Annotated in this window: 10 protein-coding genes and 2 rRNA genes; all 12 read left to right on the top strand. The window is 40.4% G+C overall.

Going from position 1 to position 20707, the window contains the following annotated elements:
* The first annotated feature begins 133 nt into the window (after nucleotides 1-133).
* The 12 genes from MHH64_RS19330 (at nucleotide 134) to MHH64_RS19275 (ending at nucleotide 20694) form a co-directional block, all read left to right on the top strand.
* Complete coding sequence (locus MHH64_RS19330; protein ID WP_340002243.1) at nucleotides 134-958, top strand: carbohydrate ABC transporter permease; 825 nt, start codon at nucleotides 134-136, stop codon at nucleotides 956-958.
* Between the two features lie 62 nt (nucleotides 959-1020).
* A complete protein-coding gene (locus tag MHH64_RS19325; RefSeq protein ID WP_340002242.1) occupies nucleotides 1021-2688 on the top strand; it encodes an ROK family protein in 1668 nt (555 codons plus the stop codon).
* A 15-nt stretch (nucleotides 2689-2703) separates the two neighbouring features.
* Entirely contained in the window at nucleotides 2704-4224 is a 1521-nt protein-coding gene (locus tag MHH64_RS19320; RefSeq protein ID WP_095313894.1) for a DUF4127 family protein, read from the top strand.
* A 39-nt stretch (nucleotides 4225-4263) separates the two neighbouring features.
* Nucleotides 4264-5832 carry an FAD-dependent oxidoreductase gene (locus tag MHH64_RS19315; protein ID WP_340002241.1) on the top strand — a complete coding sequence of 523 codons (1569 nt, stop codon included), beginning with the start codon at nucleotides 4264-4266 and terminating at the stop codon, nucleotides 5830-5832.
* Nucleotides 5833-5852: 20 nt separating this feature from the next.
* Nucleotides 5853-6566: an alpha/beta hydrolase-fold protein gene (locus tag MHH64_RS19310; protein ID WP_340002240.1), complete on the top strand. Its 714-nt coding sequence runs from the start codon at nucleotides 5853-5855 to the stop codon at nucleotides 6564-6566.
* Between the two features lie 171 nt (nucleotides 6567-6737).
* Complete coding sequence (locus MHH64_RS19305; RefSeq protein WP_340002239.1) at nucleotides 6738-8405, top strand: alpha amylase family protein; 1668 nt, start codon at nucleotides 6738-6740, stop codon at nucleotides 8403-8405.
* Nucleotides 8406-8694: 289 nt separating this feature from the next.
* A complete protein-coding gene (locus tag MHH64_RS19300) occupies nucleotides 8695-9996 on the top strand; it encodes a S8 family peptidase (protein WP_303451320.1) in 1302 nt (433 codons plus the stop codon).
* A 197-nt stretch (nucleotides 9997-10193) separates the two neighbouring features.
* Nucleotides 10194-11024, top strand: coding sequence for a glycerophosphodiester phosphodiesterase family protein (locus MHH64_RS19295; protein ID WP_340002238.1), 831 nt, complete (start codon nucleotides 10194-10196; stop codon nucleotides 11022-11024).
* Nucleotides 11025-11661: 637 nt separating this feature from the next.
* Nucleotides 11662-14211, top strand: coding sequence for an EAL domain-containing protein (locus tag MHH64_RS19290; RefSeq protein ID WP_340002237.1), 2550 nt, complete (start codon nucleotides 11662-11664; stop codon nucleotides 14209-14211).
* A gap of 297 nt (nucleotides 14212-14508) precedes the next feature.
* Nucleotides 14509-15183, top strand: coding sequence for a serine/threonine protein kinase (locus MHH64_RS19285; protein WP_095313905.1), 675 nt, complete (start codon nucleotides 14509-14511; stop codon nucleotides 15181-15183).
* A gap of 772 nt (nucleotides 15184-15955) precedes the next feature.
* Nucleotides 15956-17517: ribosomal RNA gene (locus tag MHH64_RS19280) — 16S ribosomal RNA — on the top strand.
* A 258-nt stretch (nucleotides 17518-17775) separates the two neighbouring features.
* Nucleotides 17776-20694 (top strand): 23S ribosomal RNA (locus MHH64_RS19275).
* Together the 16S and 23S rRNA genes form the textbook arrangement of a ribosomal RNA operon.
* Nucleotides 20695-20707 lie beyond the last annotated feature (13 nt).

The following is a 20707-nucleotide window of genomic DNA, read 5'->3' as shown; positions in this document are numbered from 1 at the left end:
GGATGTGCTGACTTCTACGTTGCCCACAGGACGTGGGCGCTCTTAGTAGAAGTTCCTATTTCGCCAACGAGGAAATTCGAAGTGTCATTTTTACCGGACTTTTTGAACAACCTCTAAAAGGAGCTGAAAGAAAGTGAAAGCAAAGACACAAACAAAGAAAATTATCCTCTATATTGTCATGCTCGCAATTTGTGTTGTAACGGTTGGTCCGTTTTTATATACGTTATTTATTGCATTAAAGCCTGCAACACAAGGAATCTATGATGGAATATTACCTGCTAATCCAACGTTTTCAAATTTTGTTGATGCATTTTATAAGACTGATTTCTTACGCTACCTTTTAAACACTGTCATCGTAACTGGCATTGCAGTACCGTTTAACTTACTATTCAGCAGTATGGCTGGGTATGCACTTGCCCGAATGAATTTTAAAGGAAGAAGTATTGTTCTTACGCTTATCATCTCTACGATGACCGTTCCTTTCCAATTATATATGGCACCTCTATTTCAAATCGCAGGTGAGCTTGGGTTGCGAAACAGTTATGTAGGTTTAGCTGTGCTGCAGGTTTCGACTGCATTTGGTATTTATTTTATGCGCCAAGCATTCTTGACTGTACCTAAAGAATTGGAGGAATCTGCGTATCTGGATGGTGCGAATCGTTTTCAAGTATGGTGGAAGGTTGCTATGCCGCTTGTGAAACCGACGTTAATATCGCTAGCAATCTATACGTTTACCTTTACATGGGGAGATTACTTATGGCCTCTCATCAACACGACAGAAAGCAGCATGTATACATTATCAATTGCGTTAGCACAAATGTCACAAAACTTTGATGGGGGTAATTTAAAATTAATAAGTGCTGCTTCCATCTTAACGACGATACCTAGTCTGCTCATCTTTATTTGGTTACAAAAATACTTTATTTCCGGACAAACGGATGGAGCAGTTAAGGGATAAGTGCACAATTAAAATTTGGCCAGATCACTATAACGTGATCCGAGTTTGTAAGGAGAGGTACAATGAGAGAATTTATCGCATTTGACATAGGTGGCACGTTAATCAAATACAGTGTTCTCAAAGAGAATGGCAGTATTATTTATAAAAATGAAGTCCCTACCGAGGCAGATTTAGGAGGATTAGAAGTGATCAATAAAGTAAAAAAGATTGGGGATGAACTGCTTCAATCCTATCTTATTGCTGGAATCTGCATTAGCACGGCTGGCCAGGTGGATTCTAAAAAAGGGGAAATACTATATGCCTCTTCCCTCATTCCAAATTATACCGGAATGCAAATCAAAAAAGAGTTGGAAACTTATTTTCAATTACAGGTGGAAGTGGAGAACGATGTAAATTGTGTGGGATTAGCAGAATCTTGGATTGGAAAAGGAAAAGATGTTAAAAGCATGTTCTGCCTCACAATTGGTACAGGAATTGGCGGGAGTTATGTTATCGACAATAAGCTGCACAGTGGTCATAGCTATAGTGGTGGAGAGATTGGTTATATTCCAATTGAAGGAAGTCAATTTGAGGAACTTGCTTCAACAAGAACTCTCGTAAAAAATGTGGCTAAGCAAAAAGGCTTTGCTGAGGATAAGCTTAATGGGAAGGAAATATTTAAATTAGCATTGAGTGGAGACGAGGTTTGCATAAGAGAAATCAATCAGCTTGTGTATTACTTATCAAAGGGGATGGCAACGATTGCCTATATGATGAATCCAGAAATGATTGTGATTGGTGGAGGAATAACCAATCAAAAGGAATATCTTTATCCGCTTATTATGAAGCAATTAAAGAAGGATCTTATACCTGCACTACTAGATAAAACGAAAATTGAAATTGCGGGGAATTTAAATGATGCAGGAATGGTTGGTGCATTACGGCATTTCCTACTTCAAGAATCCTTGCAACCTTTTAATCGGATTACGACGATGATTGAATCAAATAAACATAAATTAACCAAGGGCGAAGCTGCCATAGCCAAATATGTAACGATGAATTTAAGCGACGTACCTAATCATACCATTTCTCACATGGCCGACAAAATCAATGTTTCTGAATCGATGATTACGAGATTTTGCAAGAAGCTTGAAATTGGTTCCTACAATCAGCTGCGTATGATGGCAAAAGAAGCAACGATTGGAACAAGGCTTCACGATAAAACAGAGAATTCCAGTCAAGTAGAGATTAAAGAAGACTATATTAACATCTTGAACAAAATCGATACGTTAAACCAATCAGTTGATTTTGGGGAAATTGGATCACAGCTTAGGCTTGCGAAACGCATTATTTTATACGGATCTGAAGAAATGGAATATGTTATGAATCAACTCAAGTATAAAATGATGGAACTTCACATACCTGTTGACGTTTTTTCCAATCGCTATCAAATGGATCGCTCAGTTCACTTGCTGGATCAGCACTGCTTAGCAGTGGGATTAAGTATTTCAGGATTTAACGCAAATGTACTAAAAATGCTTGAAGCTGCTAGGAAGTGTAATGCAACAACGATTGGAATTACTAGCCAGCAGGATTCACCGATAACAGAAAGAGCAGATATTACGTTTTTTATCCCTTCCGGCAATGACGTAGGAAAAGTTACTCATTCGATTAGTGAAGTATCCTTATTTTATTTACTTGATACTTTTTTAAAGGAAATACAAACATTGAAAAAAACGAAAGTTATGTAATAAAGAGGTGTGTAAATGAAAATCATCTATACTCCAATTGACGAACGACCTTGTAATACACATGTTGTAGAACGAATCGCAGCTACAGCGAAGGATATTGATTTATTGTTACCCCCTAAGGTACTGTTTGGGTTTAAAAAGCAACCTGCCGATACAGATGGGATGTGGCAATGGATACAGCGTGCAGCTCCTGAGGTGGATGCAATTATTCTTAGTATCGATATGCTTGTCTATGGTGGATTACTTCCGTCTCGTATTCATTATTTGTCGGATGGAACCGTCGAGAAATGGATAGAAAGGTTACGAAGTTTCCATCAACAGTATCCGGCATTACCTATCTATGCATCTAACATGATTATGCGCACTCCTAAGTATAGCTCTAGTGATGAGGAGCCCACCTATTATGAGGAGTGGGGAAGAGAAATTTTCCTGCATGCTTATTTGGAAGACAAGCAAAATGTTAGTGGATTAACGGATGATGAAACAGCTGAACTTATAGCAATACAGCAAAATCTCCCAAAGCAATATGTGGAGGATTATGAAAATCGCCGAAGCTTTAACCTGCATATCAATCAATCTATGTTGGAATTAGTTAAAGAGGGAGTTATTAGTTTTCTTGCAATTCCACAGGATGATAGTGCGGAATATGGTTACACCGCAAGGGACCAAGCTATTGTCGCAGTAAAACGTGAACAGCTCAGGCTTTATAACGACGTTCATATTTATCCCGGTGCAGATGAGGTTGGTGCAACCCTGCTCACTCGAATTTATAATACCCATTATCAGAAGAGGCCAAGAATTTATCCGATTTGGAGCAGCATATTAGGTCCTCAGATTATTCCAATGTATGAGGATCGCCCTTTTGCCGAGAGTCTCAAGGCACATGTTTTAGCTAGTGGTTGTCAGCTGGTTGATCAAGCTGAAGAAGCGGATATAATTCTCGCCTATAATACACCAGGTCGCGTGATGCAAGAAGCTTGGGACCAAGGTAAGAAGGACATAACGTATTCTAGCTTTCGTGATTTATTGCATTTCGTGGATCAGATTGCCTCTTATGTAAAGGAAGGCAAAAAAGTGGTTGTAGCAGATTCTGCATATGCAAATGGTGGTGATTCTCAGCTTATTACACTGTTAGATGAAGCTGGAATTTTAGATAAATTACTTTCTTATAAAGGCTGGAATACAAATTGTAATACGCTTGGTACAACGATTGCCCAAGGAGTCATTGGGATGGATGGCGACCAAACTGTAATCCAACAAAACTTAATTTATCATTTGTTAGATGATTATTTTTATCAAGCCGAAATTCGTATGGAGATGCTAGCAGATTTTCTTGCCACACATCATTTATCGTATTTTGATTTAGAAGATAAAGCAAGCCTTGTGAATGCAGAACGAGATAAGCGTTTATGGAAACGTTATAACGACTTATTGATGAATAGCTTTAAAGGATTCGAAATTGCAATGCTAAAAACGTATGCACCGTGGAATCGGATGTTTGAATGCGGTATTGAACTGGAAACGAAAACGATTTAATTACAAGTCAATCAATTGTAAAAGGAAGGAGTTGACGGGATGAGGAAGGAAGCGGCAGACGTCATCGTTGTCGGCGGGAGTCTTGGTGGATGCATTGCGGCATTGTCGGTAGCAAAAATGGGGTTATCCGTTATGTTAACGGAGGAAACCGATTGGATCGGCGGCCAATTGACAAGCCAAGCGGTCCCGCCTGATGAGCATCCTTGGATTGAGGAGTTCGGTTGTACGACTACTTATCGTCATTTTAGAAATCGTGTACGAGATTATTATAAACAGAACTATGCCTTAACAGAAAAGGCGATGAAGGAAGAACGATTGAATCCCGGAAATGCATGGGTTAGTCGTCTTTCACATGAACCAAAAGTTGCTTTACAGGTACTTGAGGATATGTTAGCACCTTATGTAAACAGTGGAAAACTTCGTATCCTGTTAAACCATAAACCTATTGATGTCCAAACAAGTAGCGAAGTAATAGAATCTGTAGTTATTCGAGATAATGTAAAAGGAGAGCTGGCAGAACTTACTGGAAACTACTTTTTAGATGCTACGGAGTGTGGCGACGTCCTTCCGCTTGCAGGGGTAGAATACGTGATTGGTGCTGAGTCCCAGAAGGAAACGGGCGAGCCGCATGCTCCTTTACAGGCAGATTCAAAAGATGTACAGGCTGTTACACATGTACTTGCAGTCGACTACCTAAAAGAAAGGAATAGTATTATTGAGAAACCCGACCAGTATGATTTTTGGAAACGCTATATTCCGAGTTATTCGAAATGGCCATTACTTAGTTGGTATGCCGTGAATTCTTTGGATACAAGTACGATGAAGAAGTTCACGTTGTTTCCTAACGAACAGGATATTCCAGCTCTTTTTACTTATCGAAGGGTACTAGACGTTACGCATTTAATAGATTCAATATATGACGGTGATGTGTCACTAATAAATTGGCCGCAAAATGATTATTTTTTAGGTTCGATTATTGATGTTACGGAAGAGGAGCGAGAAAAGCATTTAAAAGGCGCAAAGCAGCTAAGTCTGTCTCTTTTATATTGGTTGCAAACCGAGGCTCCAAGATTGGATGGTGGGAAGGGTTATCCAGGCTTACGATTACGTATGGATGTTTTGGGAACGGACGACGGACTTGCTAAATATCCTTATATTCGCGAGTCGCGGAGAATAAAGGCGCAATATACGATAACAGAGAATGATGTTAGTAAAGATTTACGGGAAAGCATTCGCACCTATCCGGATAGTGTTGGCGTAGGAAGCTATCACCTTGATTTACACCATACGACTGTCTCAAATCGCACGTTTTATATTCCTACCTATCCCTATGAAATACCGCTTGGTGCATTGATTCCATTGCGCGTAACAAATCTACTGCCAGCATGTAAAAATATTGGAACCACGCAAATTACCAATGGATGTTACAGACTGCATCCTACTGAATGGAATATTGGGGAGGCAGTCGGATATTTAGCCGCTTACGCCATTGCAAATGAGGTTGAACCAAAGGAAGTTAGACAAAACTCGAAACATTTACAAGCTTATCAACAGTTATTAATCGAAAAAGGTATCGAGCTACACTGGCCAGATGAGATGGAATTCTAAAAAAGAAAGGATATTATACGTTGTTGAATCGAACGAAAAAAACCTTTCATAGCAATATATTAAAACAAGATTATGAATACTGCGTTTTAACTTCAGACGAGGAAACAGAGGAAGCTTATCTTCTATATGTTCAGGACGGAAAAGATTATTTAGAACTTGGAGAATTAGAGAATGCATTCCAAAATTTATTGGAAAAACAACCAGAGATTGCTAGGAAGTTAGTTTTTATACTTGTGCACCCAGGGAATTCGATGGACAGGTGGAACGCCTACCATCATAAGGGAAAAAAATTTAAACAATACCTCACCTTTATGACAGAAGAATTTTTACCAGAAGTGGAAGTAGAAATCGGTAGGAAGATAGTCCGTCGTGGTCTTCTAGGGGATTCATTAGCAGCAAATATATCGCTAAACATTGCAGGAATGAGTCCAGAGACATGGACACATCTCTTGTTGCAATCGGCAGCTGTTTCCGAAAAGGATATTGAAATGGTAGAACAATTAAAGCATGTGCAATGGCGCGTTTATCAAACTGTTGGAAAATACGAAGATGAATATGTTTCGTTGCTTACAAATGAAAACTTATATATTTTGACTCGAAATCGAGAATTACACGAAATGTTAGTGAAAAAAGGTGCACGGATTGTATATTCCGAGCAGGAAGAGAAGCATGAATGGCGTTTTTGGAAGTCGGATTTAATGAATGCGTTAGAGTTTTTCCTTTTTACTTCTTAGTTTGTTTCTTGGAGTTTGGCCTGGCGTGATGCTCAGCTCGAACTGCAAACGGGTTACATCTTTAAAGGAGGTGATGTATTCGCTTGTTTTGTCGTTTGTATAGAGATAAATAAATAGAAAACATCCATCAACGTAATAGGTTGCTAATAAATTTTTTTGGAGGTAAAGAAAATGAGAAAATGGTTTAGTATGTTACTGACTATTGTTTTGTTTTTGACGTTAGCAACCCCAATTCAAGCAGCACCTGGGAGAGGCCTTGAGAAGGTCCTTTCTAATCTTGTAAAAAATGAAAACATTAAAGGGCGTGTGCTTTGGTATGATTTATCTGCAAACATTCACAACCTAGATACACCTGAAAAGGTAGCAAATATTGTGGAAAAAACAGCGAATGCGAATATCGACACCATTGTTTTAGATGTGAAGAATTATACTGGTTTCGTCGGCTATGACAGTGATATTGCGCCACATATGAGTACAGCGGAGATTGCCGACTATGGCGATTTTCCAGCTGGCTATGATTTACTGGAAACAGTTCTTGATGAAGCAGATAAGTACGGTTTGGAAGTTTTAGCGAATATCAATGTTTTCTCAGAAGGAAACAACACGTATAAAGATGGTCCAGCTTTTGATCATCCGGAATGGCAATCCCAATTCTATACGGCCGTACAAATCGTTGAGGCAAAAAATGGAGCGACAGTGCCATTAGATGGGGTGAATACAGAAAGAGGGGAAAACCAAATTATTTTATTTACTCCTGATAAATATGATGTTTCCCCTTCTAATCGCTGGGGAGTTGAAGTTCAAGTTGTTGATGGCGTAATCTCTCAAATCGAAGACAGAGTGGCTACGAATGGAGAGGCTTTAGAAATTCCGGAAAATGGTGTCGTGTTATCTGCCCATGGAAAAGCAAGAACTTGGGTATTGGAAAATCTGAAGGTTGGTGATCCAGTTGCACATGAAGAGTCTGAAACGAGGATTATACCAGCTTCAGAATATCCTTCTTCTTCAGTGTTTGTAAATCCAATCCAGGAAGATGTTCGTAACTATGAATTGAGTATTATAGAAGAGCTAATTACGAACTATGATTTAGATGGTATTGTGCTTGACAGAGCAAGATATTCGAATGAACATGCTGACTTTAGTGATTTAAGTCGTGAGCAATTTGAAAAATATATTGGCGAGGAAGTGACTAATTGGCCAGAAGACATCTATGAAATCCAGTTAGATGGAACAGAGCAGATAATCGTTGAAGGACCGTTATATAAAGAATGGGTTGAATTCCGTGCACATAATATCCAATCTTTCTTCAAAGATGCAGAAGATCTCATTCATTCTTATGACGATGATTTATTGTTTACCACCTATGTTGGTTCTTGGTATCCACTCTACTATAATGAAGGGGTAAACTGGGCAAGCAAAGATTACAAGCCAGAGTATGATTGGGCTAGCGAAGACTACAATAAAACTGGTTATGCTGAATATCTCGACTTCCTCATGACCGGTAATTACTATTATGATGTAAGTATTGAAGAATCGGATGCTTCCGACTTGCCGTATTGGTATAGTGTCGAAGGGTCTGCACAGCTCGTAATGGAAGTAGTAGATTATGCTGCACCAGTATATGGTTCTCTCTATCTTCAACAATATGAAGGTGACCCAGAACAATTCCGAAAAGCAATCCGTACATTAGAAGATAACACACATGGGATTATGTTATTCGACTTAGTATATCTAGAAATGTATGGTTGGTGGGATATTATAGAAGAAGAGTTTGCTAAAGATACGAAAGCACCACATCAAATTCCTGGGCTATTGAAAATGATTCGCAAAGATAAGTAAGATAATGTGACCTTGACCAAAACTTCAATTGGTGGAAAATTTTTTAGATTTCCGCTGATAGAGGTTTTGGTTTTATTTGTTCATTATAGAAGAGTACTAGTTTAAAGAAGCAGGGAAATAAACTGCTGATATTTGCTTGTATCTCCCTTCGTATTATTCAAACTACCAACAAAATTACTAGATTTTTATCTTAATTTTCCAAAAATAGTAAACTTGTCTGATTGTTTTAGTTGTTTTTCGCTGATAATCTATTAATGAGGTAAAAAACATTTTTACGAGGAGGAGTAAGATGAGCGATCGGAAAAAAGTGTGGTTCGAAGATGCCGAACGTAAACTTGACCCTGGCTTAGTGGAACAATTACGAAATTCTCGAAAAGTACCCAAACAGGAAACTGACAACAAGGAAATCCCCATTATCGTTTATTTGAAAAAGAATTGTGATCAAGGGAAAAAAGACGACCTCTTGAAAGTATGCAATGCTGACTCCCATAACAAACTAGGTAGAGAACTCCGAAGTATAAATGCGATGCAAGGACATTTAACACCAGATAGGATAAAAGAAATTAAAGATCATGAAGCAGTAGATCGGATTTTTTATGATCGGATTGTAACTTCCTTTATGGATATTGCCTGTGAGCAAACAGGAGCTGTGAAAGTTAGAGAGCAGCTTGGGTTAACTGGGAAGGGCGTTACGATTGCTGTAATTGATACTGGTATCCATCCACATGAAGACTTGACCAATCCAGAAAATCGAATAATAGCTTTTCAAGATTTAATAAACGGTGAAAGTGAAGCCTATGATGATAATGGACATGGCACCCATTGTGCTGGTGACGCTGCTGGAAATGGAAGCCTCTCTAATGGAAAATACGTGGGGACAGCACCAGAAGCCTCACTCATTGGAATAAAAGTTTTAGATGAACAAGGGAGTGGGAGATTATCCACCATTATTGAAGGCTTGGAATGGTGCATCGATCATAAAGAGGAGCATAATATCCGTATAATCTCACTCTCACTTGGAGCTCCTGCTTATGAATCGTTCAGGGATGATCCATTAGCATTAGCTGCTCAATCTGCGTGGCATGAAGGAATTGTTGTATGTGCTGCTGCTGGAAACAGTGGGCCTTCTGCAGCAACTATCAGCACTCCTGCAATCGACCCATTTATTATTACAGTTGGATCAACGGATGATCAGAACACATTAGAGCGCGCAGATGATGTGATAGCAGATTATTCTAGTAGAGGCCCTACAATTGATACGTTCGTTAAACCGGACATTTATGCACCAGGTACAAATATTATTTCCTTGCTAGCTCCGGGATCGGCGCTTGAATCTGAATTGCCGGAGATGGTTATTGACGAAAACTATATTCAGTTGTCTGGTACATCGATGGCAACTCCGATTTGTGCGGGTATCATTGCCCTAATGCTAGAGGCTAATCCGAGTCTCAGTCCAAATGATATTAAGAGTATTCTAAAAGCAACTTCTCACCCAACACTAGATGATGTATGGGGATATATTGAAGCGGAGAGTGCTGCCCGTATGGCACAGAATTATTTAGCTCCGGCTGAAGCCATTCCGGAAAGTTAAATAAGAAACGAAAAGGGAGGACAAATCGTTCTCTCTTTTTTATGCCTCTTTTTGCTGTAAGGGATTTTATGAAGGTCTTTAGAAGCATTACAAATATCTTGCATTTCCATACATTTCTTTATCATGCAATTTACAGTCATTTAATAGATTTTCTCTATAATTAAAGACAAATACGGGTAAAGGGAGAGATTCAGCTCATGATACGAAAATTTACGGTTTTAGCATTGTCGGCAATATTCTTTATGTTTATTTTTGCAGTTCCTGTATTCGCATCGAATGGAAAAAGCGAAATGGTTAATGTTGCACATCGCGGTGCTTCAGGACATGCATCAGAAAATACAATGGCTGCATTTGAAAAGGCATTCGAAATGAAAGCTGATTTTATAGAAATTGATGTTCAAATGACACGAGATGGAAGGTTAGTAGCTATTCATGATACAACCGTAAATCGTACAACCAATGGTAATGGATTTGTTGGAGATTATACTCTAGAAGAAATTCAGCAATTGGATGCAGGCAGCTGGTTCGGAGAGGAATTTGCAGGTGAACGGGTTCCTACTTTTGAGGAAATAATAGATGAATATCGCGGAAAGATAGGAATATTAATAGAATTAAAATCTCCTGAATTATATCCAGGCATGGAAGAAAAAGTTGCTGAGGCTCTGATCGAGCGTAATATGCACAAGCCTAGTAACGGTAAAATTATTATTCAGTCATTCAATCATGAATCGGTACAGCTATCAAAGCAACTTCTGCCAAATATCCCACATGGGGTTCTTGCTGGATTAACATGGGCGGATGTTACGGATGAACAGCTAGCACAATTTGCAACATATGCTGATTTTTTCAATCCAAATATGAATATTGTCACAGAAGATCTGGTTGACCGTGTTCATCTCGCTGGGATGGAAATTTACGCTTACACTGTACGAACTCAGGAGCAAGCAGATAACTTATTTGAACTTGAGGTTGATGGTATCATTACGGACTTTCCTGAGTATGTTTACCGGCATCCGGTGAAGAATTGAGGAATCTGAAGTGGTTAGCAATCTTGTAATGGAATATTCGAATAAATGCGTAGAATTCATCTGTGTTTAATAAAGTGGACATTAGGCTTTTAATGTTAAGAGTTAAATATATTATCATATGAAAATAAATTACTGACCGTTTACCAATAGAGACCAGATTAAAGATTTGGTAATAATTTATAAGCACACTCACTTGGCGAGTGTGCTGTTTTGTGTGGTGGTGTAGTGCTTAATGTGTAAGGTATAATTTGAAAAAACAGCAAGAATACATCCATTATATAGGATGTACCAAAAGCCTCGGGAGTATGGATGGGGCATAACCGACTGCCGATACAATGGCTTGAGGCGTAGGTATTGCTACTTGAGGTCATGAATCAAGAGCTGACCTCATAATCATATCTTCTAATGGACAATCAGTAAGTATATTTACCTAGTGTTAATTTTGATCAAATAGAGCATAAGATCTATAAAATAATGTTATAATTCTATATATTAATATTATTAATGATATAGCTGTCATTAATTATCGTACATCATTTCTGTCGTGTGAAAGACAGAAATAAATGTACTTCATAGAATAAGGAGTATAACAGTGTAAGGAAAAATATTATCATTCTAAAAATAAAGGGGTAAGAAAATGGACAATAATTTAAAGGAAGATCGATCGAATCATGATGAAGTGGTAGATACAGATTTATTTTTTCGTTCTTTGTTTACGTATAATCCTGATATCGTTTTTTTTGCAGATAAAGAGGGGGTTATTGCATCAGTAAATGAAGGGTTTACGGATGCCCTAGGTTATTCAAAAGAGGAAATTGCATTATACCCGTTGGAAGAAATTCTCTTAAAAAGTGAAGTCCCTAAGTTTAGAGCGTTATTTAATAGTACCCTTTCTGGAAGAATTGAACATGATAATACTGTTATCGTTCAGAAAAATGGTGTTCCACTTCAAGTGGAAATACATATTATTCCTGCCATATCAGAAGGAAAGACGATTGGTATTTTTGGGATATTTAAAGATCGGACAGAATTGAATACAGCGAAGTATGAGCTGACTGAATCGGAATTGAAGTTTAGAAGTCTCGTTGAAGAATCTAGCTTCGGAGTTTTTATTAGACAAAATAAAAAATTAGTTTACGGGAATCCGAGGCTATCCGAAATTGTTGGTATACACTCATCAAATGTTAGCTCGGATTTCGATATTTACCACTATATACATCGAGCAGATCAAGCTATATTTCTATCTATAATTAATAATCTAATGGATGGGGAAGAAAGTATTGAGCAATCCATCAGAATGATTAAAGTAGACGGGAGTAGGATAGATGTAGAGTTCCGTGTGAAAAAGGTTTTATATCACAATTATTCAACAATCATTGGGACAATTATTGATATTACGGAACGTAAAAAGGCTGAGGAGTTGAATAACTTCTTGGTCTATCATGATGCATTAACAAAGCTTCCAAACCGTAGATTTCTGAATGAGAAAATAGAACAGGAAATCGTTATTAGTAATACACTAGAAAAACGATTTGCGCTAATGATTTTAAACTTAGATCGTTTCAAGTATGTGAATGATACGTTGGGTCATTTGACCGGTGATAAGCTACTTAAAGCATTTTCCGATAGATTAAAAGAGAAGCTTGAGGATGAAGCGGTTCTTACAAGGGTAGATGGAGATGAATTTGTTATTTTATTACCCAATATCGTAAATTCAGAGCAGGTTATAGCATATGCGAAAAAGTTGATAGAATCAATCGATCAGCCATTTCATATCGACAATTATGAACTTTTTGTTTCTACGAGTATTGGGATTAGCTTTTATCCAAATGATGGAAAGGATTATGAAACAATTGTCAAGCATGCTAATTCTGCTTTGTACAAGGCTAAAAGCAAAGGAAATAATACATATCAAATTTATACTTCCTCATTGGATGCAGAAACATATAAAACCTTTACACTTGAGTCAGATCTTAGAAAGGCATTGAAGTTGAAACAGCTAGAAATGTATTATCAGCCTAAAATATGTACAAATTCGAATCAAATTATCGGTGCAGAAGCTTTAATTCGCTGGAATCATCCAGAATGGGGATTAGTTAATCCGAATGAATTTTTACCATTAGCAGAAGAAACTGGGCTAATTGTGGATATAGGCAAATGGATTAAAGAAACAGTATGTATCCAAAATAAAGCATGGCAGGATAATGGGTTGCCGGCTATCCCTATTTCTATCAATCTATCCGCACAGCGTTTTATGGAAAAAGAAATGCTTGTTAATATCTCAAATATTTTACAAAGGACGAAACTTGACCCTAAGTACTTGGAAGTTGAAATACTTGAATCGTCACTTCTGGATAATGAAACGATGATTCTCTCTATGTTGGATGATTTTAAGAAGATGGGCATTCGGGTTTCATTAGATGACTTTGGGACAGGCTACTCATCACTTTCTTACTTGCAGAAATTTAAAGGGCGAATCGATACATTAAAAATAGATCGTACATTTATTAATGGATTAAGTCGCAAGGATTCTGAATCAACCAATTTTATTACAAAAACAATTATTGATTTAGCTCAACATCTTAATATGAATGTTATTGCGGAAGGAGTGGAAACAAATGAACAGGTGGAACTATTAAAAGAAATGAATTGTAACGCAATACAAGGTTATATATTTTCAAAGCCTGTTTCAGCAGAAGCGTTTGCTGCACTTCTGCAAAAAAGTAAAATCAAAGTTGAAGCACCATCCAATGAAGAAAAAGTAACTGATAATAGAAGAAATTATTTCAGGATTGACCTTGATATTCCATTAAAAGGATCGATGACACTTACACGTATTCTTGGAAGAAATGTTGAACTTGGAAAAGCAGAGGTGCTAATTGAAGATATTGGATTAGGTGGTCTGCGGTTTTTATCCGATATAAGGCTAACTGTCCATCAAGACATTATTTTAGAATTTGAAGCAGAGATATTGGGAAACATAGTTAATCTGCAAGGTACAGTTGTCTGGATGAAGGAAATAAGATATGGGATATATCAGTATGGAATTGAATTTATATTCGATGATAATGTTCAGTCTGATTTAACGCAAATACTTAATAGATTAGCTATTGTATTAAGAAAAAATCCATCTCCTCCTGATTCTAGTTTTGTGACAGTAAATAAATATAGTTTTTTTAGGAAGTGAAAATAGTAAAATCCAACATAGACTTTGAATATGGAATCTTTGGTTACTCTTTCAATTGTGCTTCATCTGAAGCTGTTTAGAAAAACGAAACCTAAGAAGAACCTGCGAGATCGTTTCATTAAAATGAAAAAACCGCATGAAATCAATTAAAACTTGATTTCATGCGGTTTTATTTTTGCATTTTTACTCCAAAACGGTTAATTTTGTTTTATCTCGGTAAGAATGTCTAGGATTAAGATTTCTTTCTTGCTTCTTAATAAAGTAATTTTCTACCTATGTAATGAAAGGAGAAGTCAAATGGAAAACGACTGGGATATAGCGAAGGATTCTCTTTCCAAAATCACTGTTTCATCAAATCCTAATAATGAGCCTGTCACGATAAGTGGGGGCGCTAAAGATTTGAAGTGTATTGGTGTAGGTACAGATGCGGCAGTTTTTCAATCGATTCATGCTCCAGCTTATGTGTTTAAAAAATATGCAAAGGACAAAATTGATAAAGTTAAAGTAGAAGCAGGTGTTTATCAGATAATAGATGACTCTTCTTTCTTTTCAACATGTTTTGCTGCGTATGATGAATACCTCGTTTTAAGCTACGAGGAAGGGATGACTCTCTTTGACTGCGTTTTACAAGGGATTCACATTCCAGAGCAAGTTATAAATGATGTGGAGGATGCCCGGGAATATGTTCGTAATAAGGGTCTTAACCCACGTGATATCCATTTAAAAAATATATTACTTCAAAACGGAAGAGCAAAAATACTCGATGTTTCTGAATACATTCAGCCAGGTAATGATTTCAGATGGGAGCATCTAAAGAAAGGCTATGAACAATACTATCACTTAATTGATGGACATTCTGTACCTTACTGGTTAGTTAACACGGTACGAAAATGGTATAATCACCGAGATAAATATTTCTCTTCATATGAAGAGTTTATAAAATCCATTTTAAATTTCCTGTATAAAAAATAGGACACAAGGTTGATATTACGAAAGGAGTTCAAGAGAAAGGGTAAGGAGCGCCTAAATATATCAAACGATTGTAAAAAACAATTGAGATCAAGTTAATTGAATGTAAAAGGGGAGGGGACAGGTTTCTCATCCAAACAAATTTCATCATCCTCTTATTTTGCGGGTAGATGTTATATATAGGAGAATTACTATCATGTTAATAATAGTAGAGAATTACCATTAAACTTTGGTGTTTCTTCACTTTTCGGTTAAAGGTAAAAATAGCAGCTTGTTTTGATTACATTTTATTGCAAAAAAACTTGTAGTCATTTAGAAGAACAGATGATATCAATTTAATCGGATATCATTAGATCTTTCATATCTTAACTATAGAAGTGACTAGGGACAGAAGTTGACCCAGCATCCCACCAAAGAATATTAAATCTCGATAATAAATAGTATTGCAATAGCTGTCTATCTATGTTATATTAAATTCCCGCCACAAAACGGAGCTAAAAATAATAAAAAAGTTGTTGACTTTTAGTTTAATAGTGTGGTAAATTATTTCTTGTCGCTAAAAAAGTTCAATGCGAACAAGAAAATAATTCAAAAAAGTTATTGACATTATATTTTAATCTGTGATAGATTAATAAAGTCGCTTTAAAGAAGGCGGCAAACAAATTTGCTCTTTGAAAACTGAACAAAACAACCAGTATGTCAAGAAAAAGGAAACTCGTTTTTCTTTTTAAAACAAGTAGAAGTCAGCTTCTACAAAAGCTAAGTATTACAAACTTTTATGGAGAGTTTGATCTTGGCTCAGGACGAACGCTGGCGGCGTGCCTAATACATGCAAGTCGAGCGCAGGAAATAAACAGAACCCTTCGGGGTGATGTTTATGGAATGAGCGGCGGACGGGTGAGTAACACGTGGGCAACCTGCCTGTAAGATCGGGATAACTCGCGGAAACGTGAGCTAATACCGGATAACACTTTTCATCTCATGGTGAGAAGATAAAAGACGGTTTCGGCTGTCACTTACAGATGGGCCCGCGGCGCATTAGCTAGTTGGTGAGGTAACGGCTCACCAAGGCGACGATGCGTAGCCGACCTGAGAGGGTGATCGGCCACACTGGGACTGAGACACGGCCCAGACTCCTACGGGAGGCAGCAGTAGGGAATCTTCCGCAATGGACGAAAGTCTGACGGAGCAACGCCGCGTGAGTGATGAAGGTTTTCGGATCGTAAAACTCTGTTGTTAGGGAAGAACAAGTTGGGTAGTAACTGACCCAACCTTGACGGTACCTAACCAGAAAGCCACGGCTAACTACGTGCCAGCAGCCGCGGTAATACGTAGGTGGCAAGCGTTGTCCGGAATTATTGGGCGTAAAGCGCTCGCAGGCGGTCTTTTAAGTCTGATGTGAAAGCCCACGGCTTAACCGTGGAGGGTCATTGGAAACTGGAGGACTTGAGTACAGAAGAGGAGAGTGGAATTCCACGTGTAGCGGTGAAATGCGTAGAGATGTGGAGGAACACCAGTGGCGAAGGCGACTCTCTGGTCTGTAACTGACGCTGAGGAGCGAAAGCGTGGGTAGCGAACAGGATTAGATACCCTGGTAGTCCACGCCGTAAACGATGAGTGCTAGGTGTTAGGGGGTTTCCGCCCCTTAGTGCTGAAGTTAACGCATTAAGCACTCCGCCTGGGGAGTACGGCCGCAAGGCTGAAACTCAAAAGAATTGACGGGGGCCCGCACAAGCGGTGGAGCATGTGGTTTAATTCGAAGCAACGCGAAGAACCTTACCAGGTCTTGACATCCTCTGATACCTCTAGAGATAGAGTTTTCCCTTCGGGGACAGAGTGACAGGTGGTGCATGGTTGTCGTCAGCTCGTGTCGTGAGATGTTGGGTTAAGTCCCGCAACGAGCGCAACCCTTGATCTTAGTTGCCAGCATTCAGTTGGGCACTCTAAGGTGACTGCCGGTGACAAACCGGAGGAAGGTGGGGATGACGTCAAATCATCATGCCCCTTATGACCTGGGCTACACACGTGCTACAATGGATGGAACAAAGGGAAGCGAACCCGTGAGGTCAAGCCAATCCCATAAAACCATTCTCAGTTCGGATTGTAGGCTGCAACTCGCCTACATGAAGCCGGAATCGCTAGTAATCGCGGATCAGCATGCCGCGGTGAATACGTTCCCGGGCCTTGTACACACCGCCCGTCACACCACGAGAGTTGGTAACACCCGAAGTCGGTGAGGTAACCTTTTGGAGCCAGCCGCCGAAGGTGGGACTAATGATTGGGGTGAAGTCGTAACAAGGTAGCCGTATCGGAAGGTGCGGCTGGATCACCTCCTTTCTAAGGATTATTACGGAACCCTACCTTCGGGTAGGAAGGGCATACTGTGTTGTTTGGTTCAGTTTTGAGAGAGTAAAAAAGATCTCTCAAAGGATTGAAGGATCTTCTGTTAAAACCCGTCACGTCCTGTGACGAACACAGAAGTCACCACATCCTGTGGAAGCTTGTACCTTGAAAACTAAATAAGAGTAACAACGACATCAATATTTTTAAATAAAAGCAAGGCTAATAAATTAGTACGCTTATTTACTGTAACTTAGTTAAGTGAATAAGGGCGCACGGTGGATGCCTTGGCACTAGAAGCCGATGAAGGACGGGACTAACACCGATATGCCTCGGGGAGTTGTAAGTAAACTTTGATCCGGGGATTTCCGAATGGGGGAACCCACTGTTCGTAATGGAACAGTACATGCATCTGAATACATAGGGTGCATGAGGTAGACCCGGGGAACTGAAACATCTCAGTACCCGGAGGAAGAGAAAGAAAAATCGATTTCCTGAGTAGCGGCGAGCGAAACGGAAAGAGCCCAAACCAGAAAGCTTGCTTTCTGGGGTTGTAGGACACTCCACTCGGAGTTACCAAGGAATTCTTTAAATGAATCGACCTGGAAAGGTCAGCCACAGAAGGTAACAGCCCTGTAGTTGAAAAAGAATTCCCTCCGGAGTGTATCCTGAGTACGGCGGAACACGTGGAATTCCGTCGGAATCCGGGAGGACCATCTCCCAAGGCTAAATACTCTCTAGTGACCGATAGTGAACCAGTACCGTGAGGGAAAGGTGAAAAGCACCCCGGAAGGGGAGTGAAATAGAACCTGAAACCGTGTGCCTACAAGTAGTCGAAGCCCGTTAATGGGTAACGGCGTACCTTTTGTAGAATGGACCGGCGAGTTACGATCGTATGCAAGGTTAAGTGGAAGACACGGAGCCGCAGCGAAAGCGAGTCTGAATAGGGCGAATGAGTATGCGGTCGTAGACCCGAAACCGTGTGATCTACCCATGTCCAGGGTGAAGGTCAGGTAACACTGACTGGAGGCCCGAACCCACGTATGTTGAAAAATGCGGGGATGAGGTGTGGGTAGGGGTGAAATGCCAATCGAACACGGAGATAGCTGGTTCTCTCCGAAATAGCTTTAGGGCTAGCCTCAAGAAATAGAGTACTGGAGGTAGAGCACTGATTGGACTAGGGGCCCTCACCGGGTTACCGAATTCAGTCAAACTCCGAATGCCAGTTACTTTTACTTGGGAGTCAGACTATGGGTGATAAGGTTCATAGTCGAAAGGGAAACAGCCCAGACCGCCAGCTAAGGTCCCAAAGTATACGTTAAGTGGAAAAGGATGTGGAGTTGCCCAGACAACCAGGATGTTGGCTTAGAAGCAGCCATCATTTAAAGAGTGCGTAATAGCTCACTGGTCGAGTGACTCTGCGCCGAAAATGTACCGGGGCTAAACGTATCACCGAAGCTGCGGATTGTTCTTACGAACAATGGTAGGAGAGCGTTCTAAGTGCTGTGAAGTCAGACCGTGAGGACTGGTGGAGCGCTTAGAAGTGAGAATGCCGGTATGAGTAGCGAAAAAAGAGTGAGAATCTCTTTCACCGAATGCCTAAGGTTTCCTGAGGAAGGCTCGTCCTCTCAGGGTTAGTCGGGACCTAAGCCGAGGCCGAAAGGCGTAGGCGATGGACAACAGGTAGATATTCCTGTACCACCTCATGATTGTTTGAGCGATGGGGGGACGCAGTAGGATAAGGAATGCGCACTGATGGATATGTGCGCCCAAGCAGTGAGAAAGTCAGATAGGCAAATCCGTCTGGCAATTTCAAGCTGTGATGGGGAGGGAAATTTAGTACCGAAGTTCCGGATTTCACACTGCCAAGAAAAGCCTCTAGTTAGATCATAGGTGCCCGTACCGCAAACCGACACAGGTAGGCGAGGAGAGAATCCTAAGGTGAGCGGGAGAACTCTCGTTAAGGAACTCGGCAAAATGACCCCGTAACTTCGGGAGAAGGGGTGCTTCATTTACATGGAGCCGCAGTGAATAGGCCCAAGCGACTGTTTAGCAAAAACACAGGTCTCTGCGAAGCCGAAAGGCGAAGTATAGGGGCTGACACCTGCCCGGTGCTGGAAGGTTAAGGGGAAATGTTAGCCGCAAGGCGAAGCTTTGAACCGAAGCCCCAGTAAACGGCGGCCGTAACTATAACGGTCCTAAGGTAGCGAAATTCCTTGTCGGGTAAGTTCCGACCCGCACGAAAGGTGCAACGACTTGGGCACTGTCTCAACGAGAGACCCGGTGAAATTATACTATGCGTGAAGATGCGCATTACCCGCGACAGGACGGAAAGACCCCGTGGAGCTTTACTGTAGCCTGATATTGAATGTCTGTGCAGCTTGTACAGGATAGGTGGGAGCCTTGGAAACCGGAGCGCTAGCTTCGGTGGAGGCATCCGTGGGATACCACCCTGGCTGTATGGACATTCTAACCCAGGACCGTGATCCGGTTCGGAGACAGTGTCAGGCGGGCAGTTTGACTGGGGCGGTCGCCTCCCAAAAGGTAACGGAGGCGCCCAAAGGTTCCCTCAGAATGGTTGGAAATCATTCGTAGAGTGTAAAGGCACAAGGGAGCTTGACTGCGAGACCTACAAGTCGAGCAGGGACGAAAGTCGGGCTTAGTGATCCGGTGGTTCCGCATGGAAGGGCCATCGCTCAACGGATAAAAGCTACCCCGGGGATAACAGGCTTATCTCCCCCAAGAGTTCACATCGACGGGGAGGTTTGGCACCTCGATGTCGGCTCATCGCATCCTGGGGCTGTAGTCGGTCCCAAGGGTTGGGCTGTTCGCCCATTAAAGCGGTACGCGAGCTGGGTTCAGAACGTCGTGAGACAGTTCGGTCCCTATCCGTCGTGGGCGTTGGAAGTTTGAGAGGAGCTGTCCTTAGTACGAGAGGACCGGGATGGACACACCGCTGGTGTACCAGTTGTTCCGCCAGGAGCATCGCTGGGTAGCTACGTGTGGAAAGGATAAGTGCTGAAAGCATCTAAGCATGAAGCCCCCCTCAAGATGAGACTTCCCATCACTTCGAGTGAGTAAGATCCCTCAGAGACGATGAGGTTGATAGGTTCGGTGTGGAAGCGTGGTGACACGTGGAGCTTACGGATACTAATCGATCGAGGACTTAACTAAATTCTTTATTTGA

This window comes from Oceanobacillus sp. FSL K6-0127, from assembly GCF_037983385.1.
Taxonomy (GTDB): Bacteria; Bacillota; Bacilli; order Bacillales; family Amphibacillaceae; genus Oceanobacillus; species Oceanobacillus profundus.
The sequence above is the reverse complement of the archived record's forward strand: the minus strand, read 5'-3'. Positions and strand labels throughout refer to the sequence as shown.

Coding starts and splice junctions, on each gene's coding strand:
- MHH64_RS19295 (WP_340002238.1), top strand. CDS start 10,194: ATGATACGAAAATTTACGGTTTTAGCATTGTCGGCAATATTCTTTATG.
- MHH64_RS19305 (WP_340002239.1), top strand. CDS start 6,738: ATGAGAAAATGGTTTAGTATGTTACTGACTATTGTTTTGTTTTTGACG.
- MHH64_RS19320 (WP_095313894.1), top strand. CDS start 2,704: ATGAAAATCATCTATACTCCAATTGACGAACGACCTTGTAATACACAT.
- MHH64_RS19325 (WP_340002242.1), top strand. CDS start 1,021: ATGAGAGAATTTATCGCATTTGACATAGGTGGCACGTTAATCAAATAC.
- MHH64_RS19300 (WP_303451320.1), top strand. CDS start 8,695: ATGAGCGATCGGAAAAAAGTGTGGTTCGAAGATGCCGAACGTAAACTT.
- MHH64_RS19290 (WP_340002237.1), top strand. CDS start 11,662: ATGGACAATAATTTAAAGGAAGATCGATCGAATCATGATGAAGTGGTA.
- MHH64_RS19315 (WP_340002241.1), top strand. CDS start 4,264: ATGAGGAAGGAAGCGGCAGACGTCATCGTTGTCGGCGGGAGTCTTGGT.
- MHH64_RS19285 (WP_095313905.1), top strand. CDS start 14,509: ATGGAAAACGACTGGGATATAGCGAAGGATTCTCTTTCCAAAATCACT.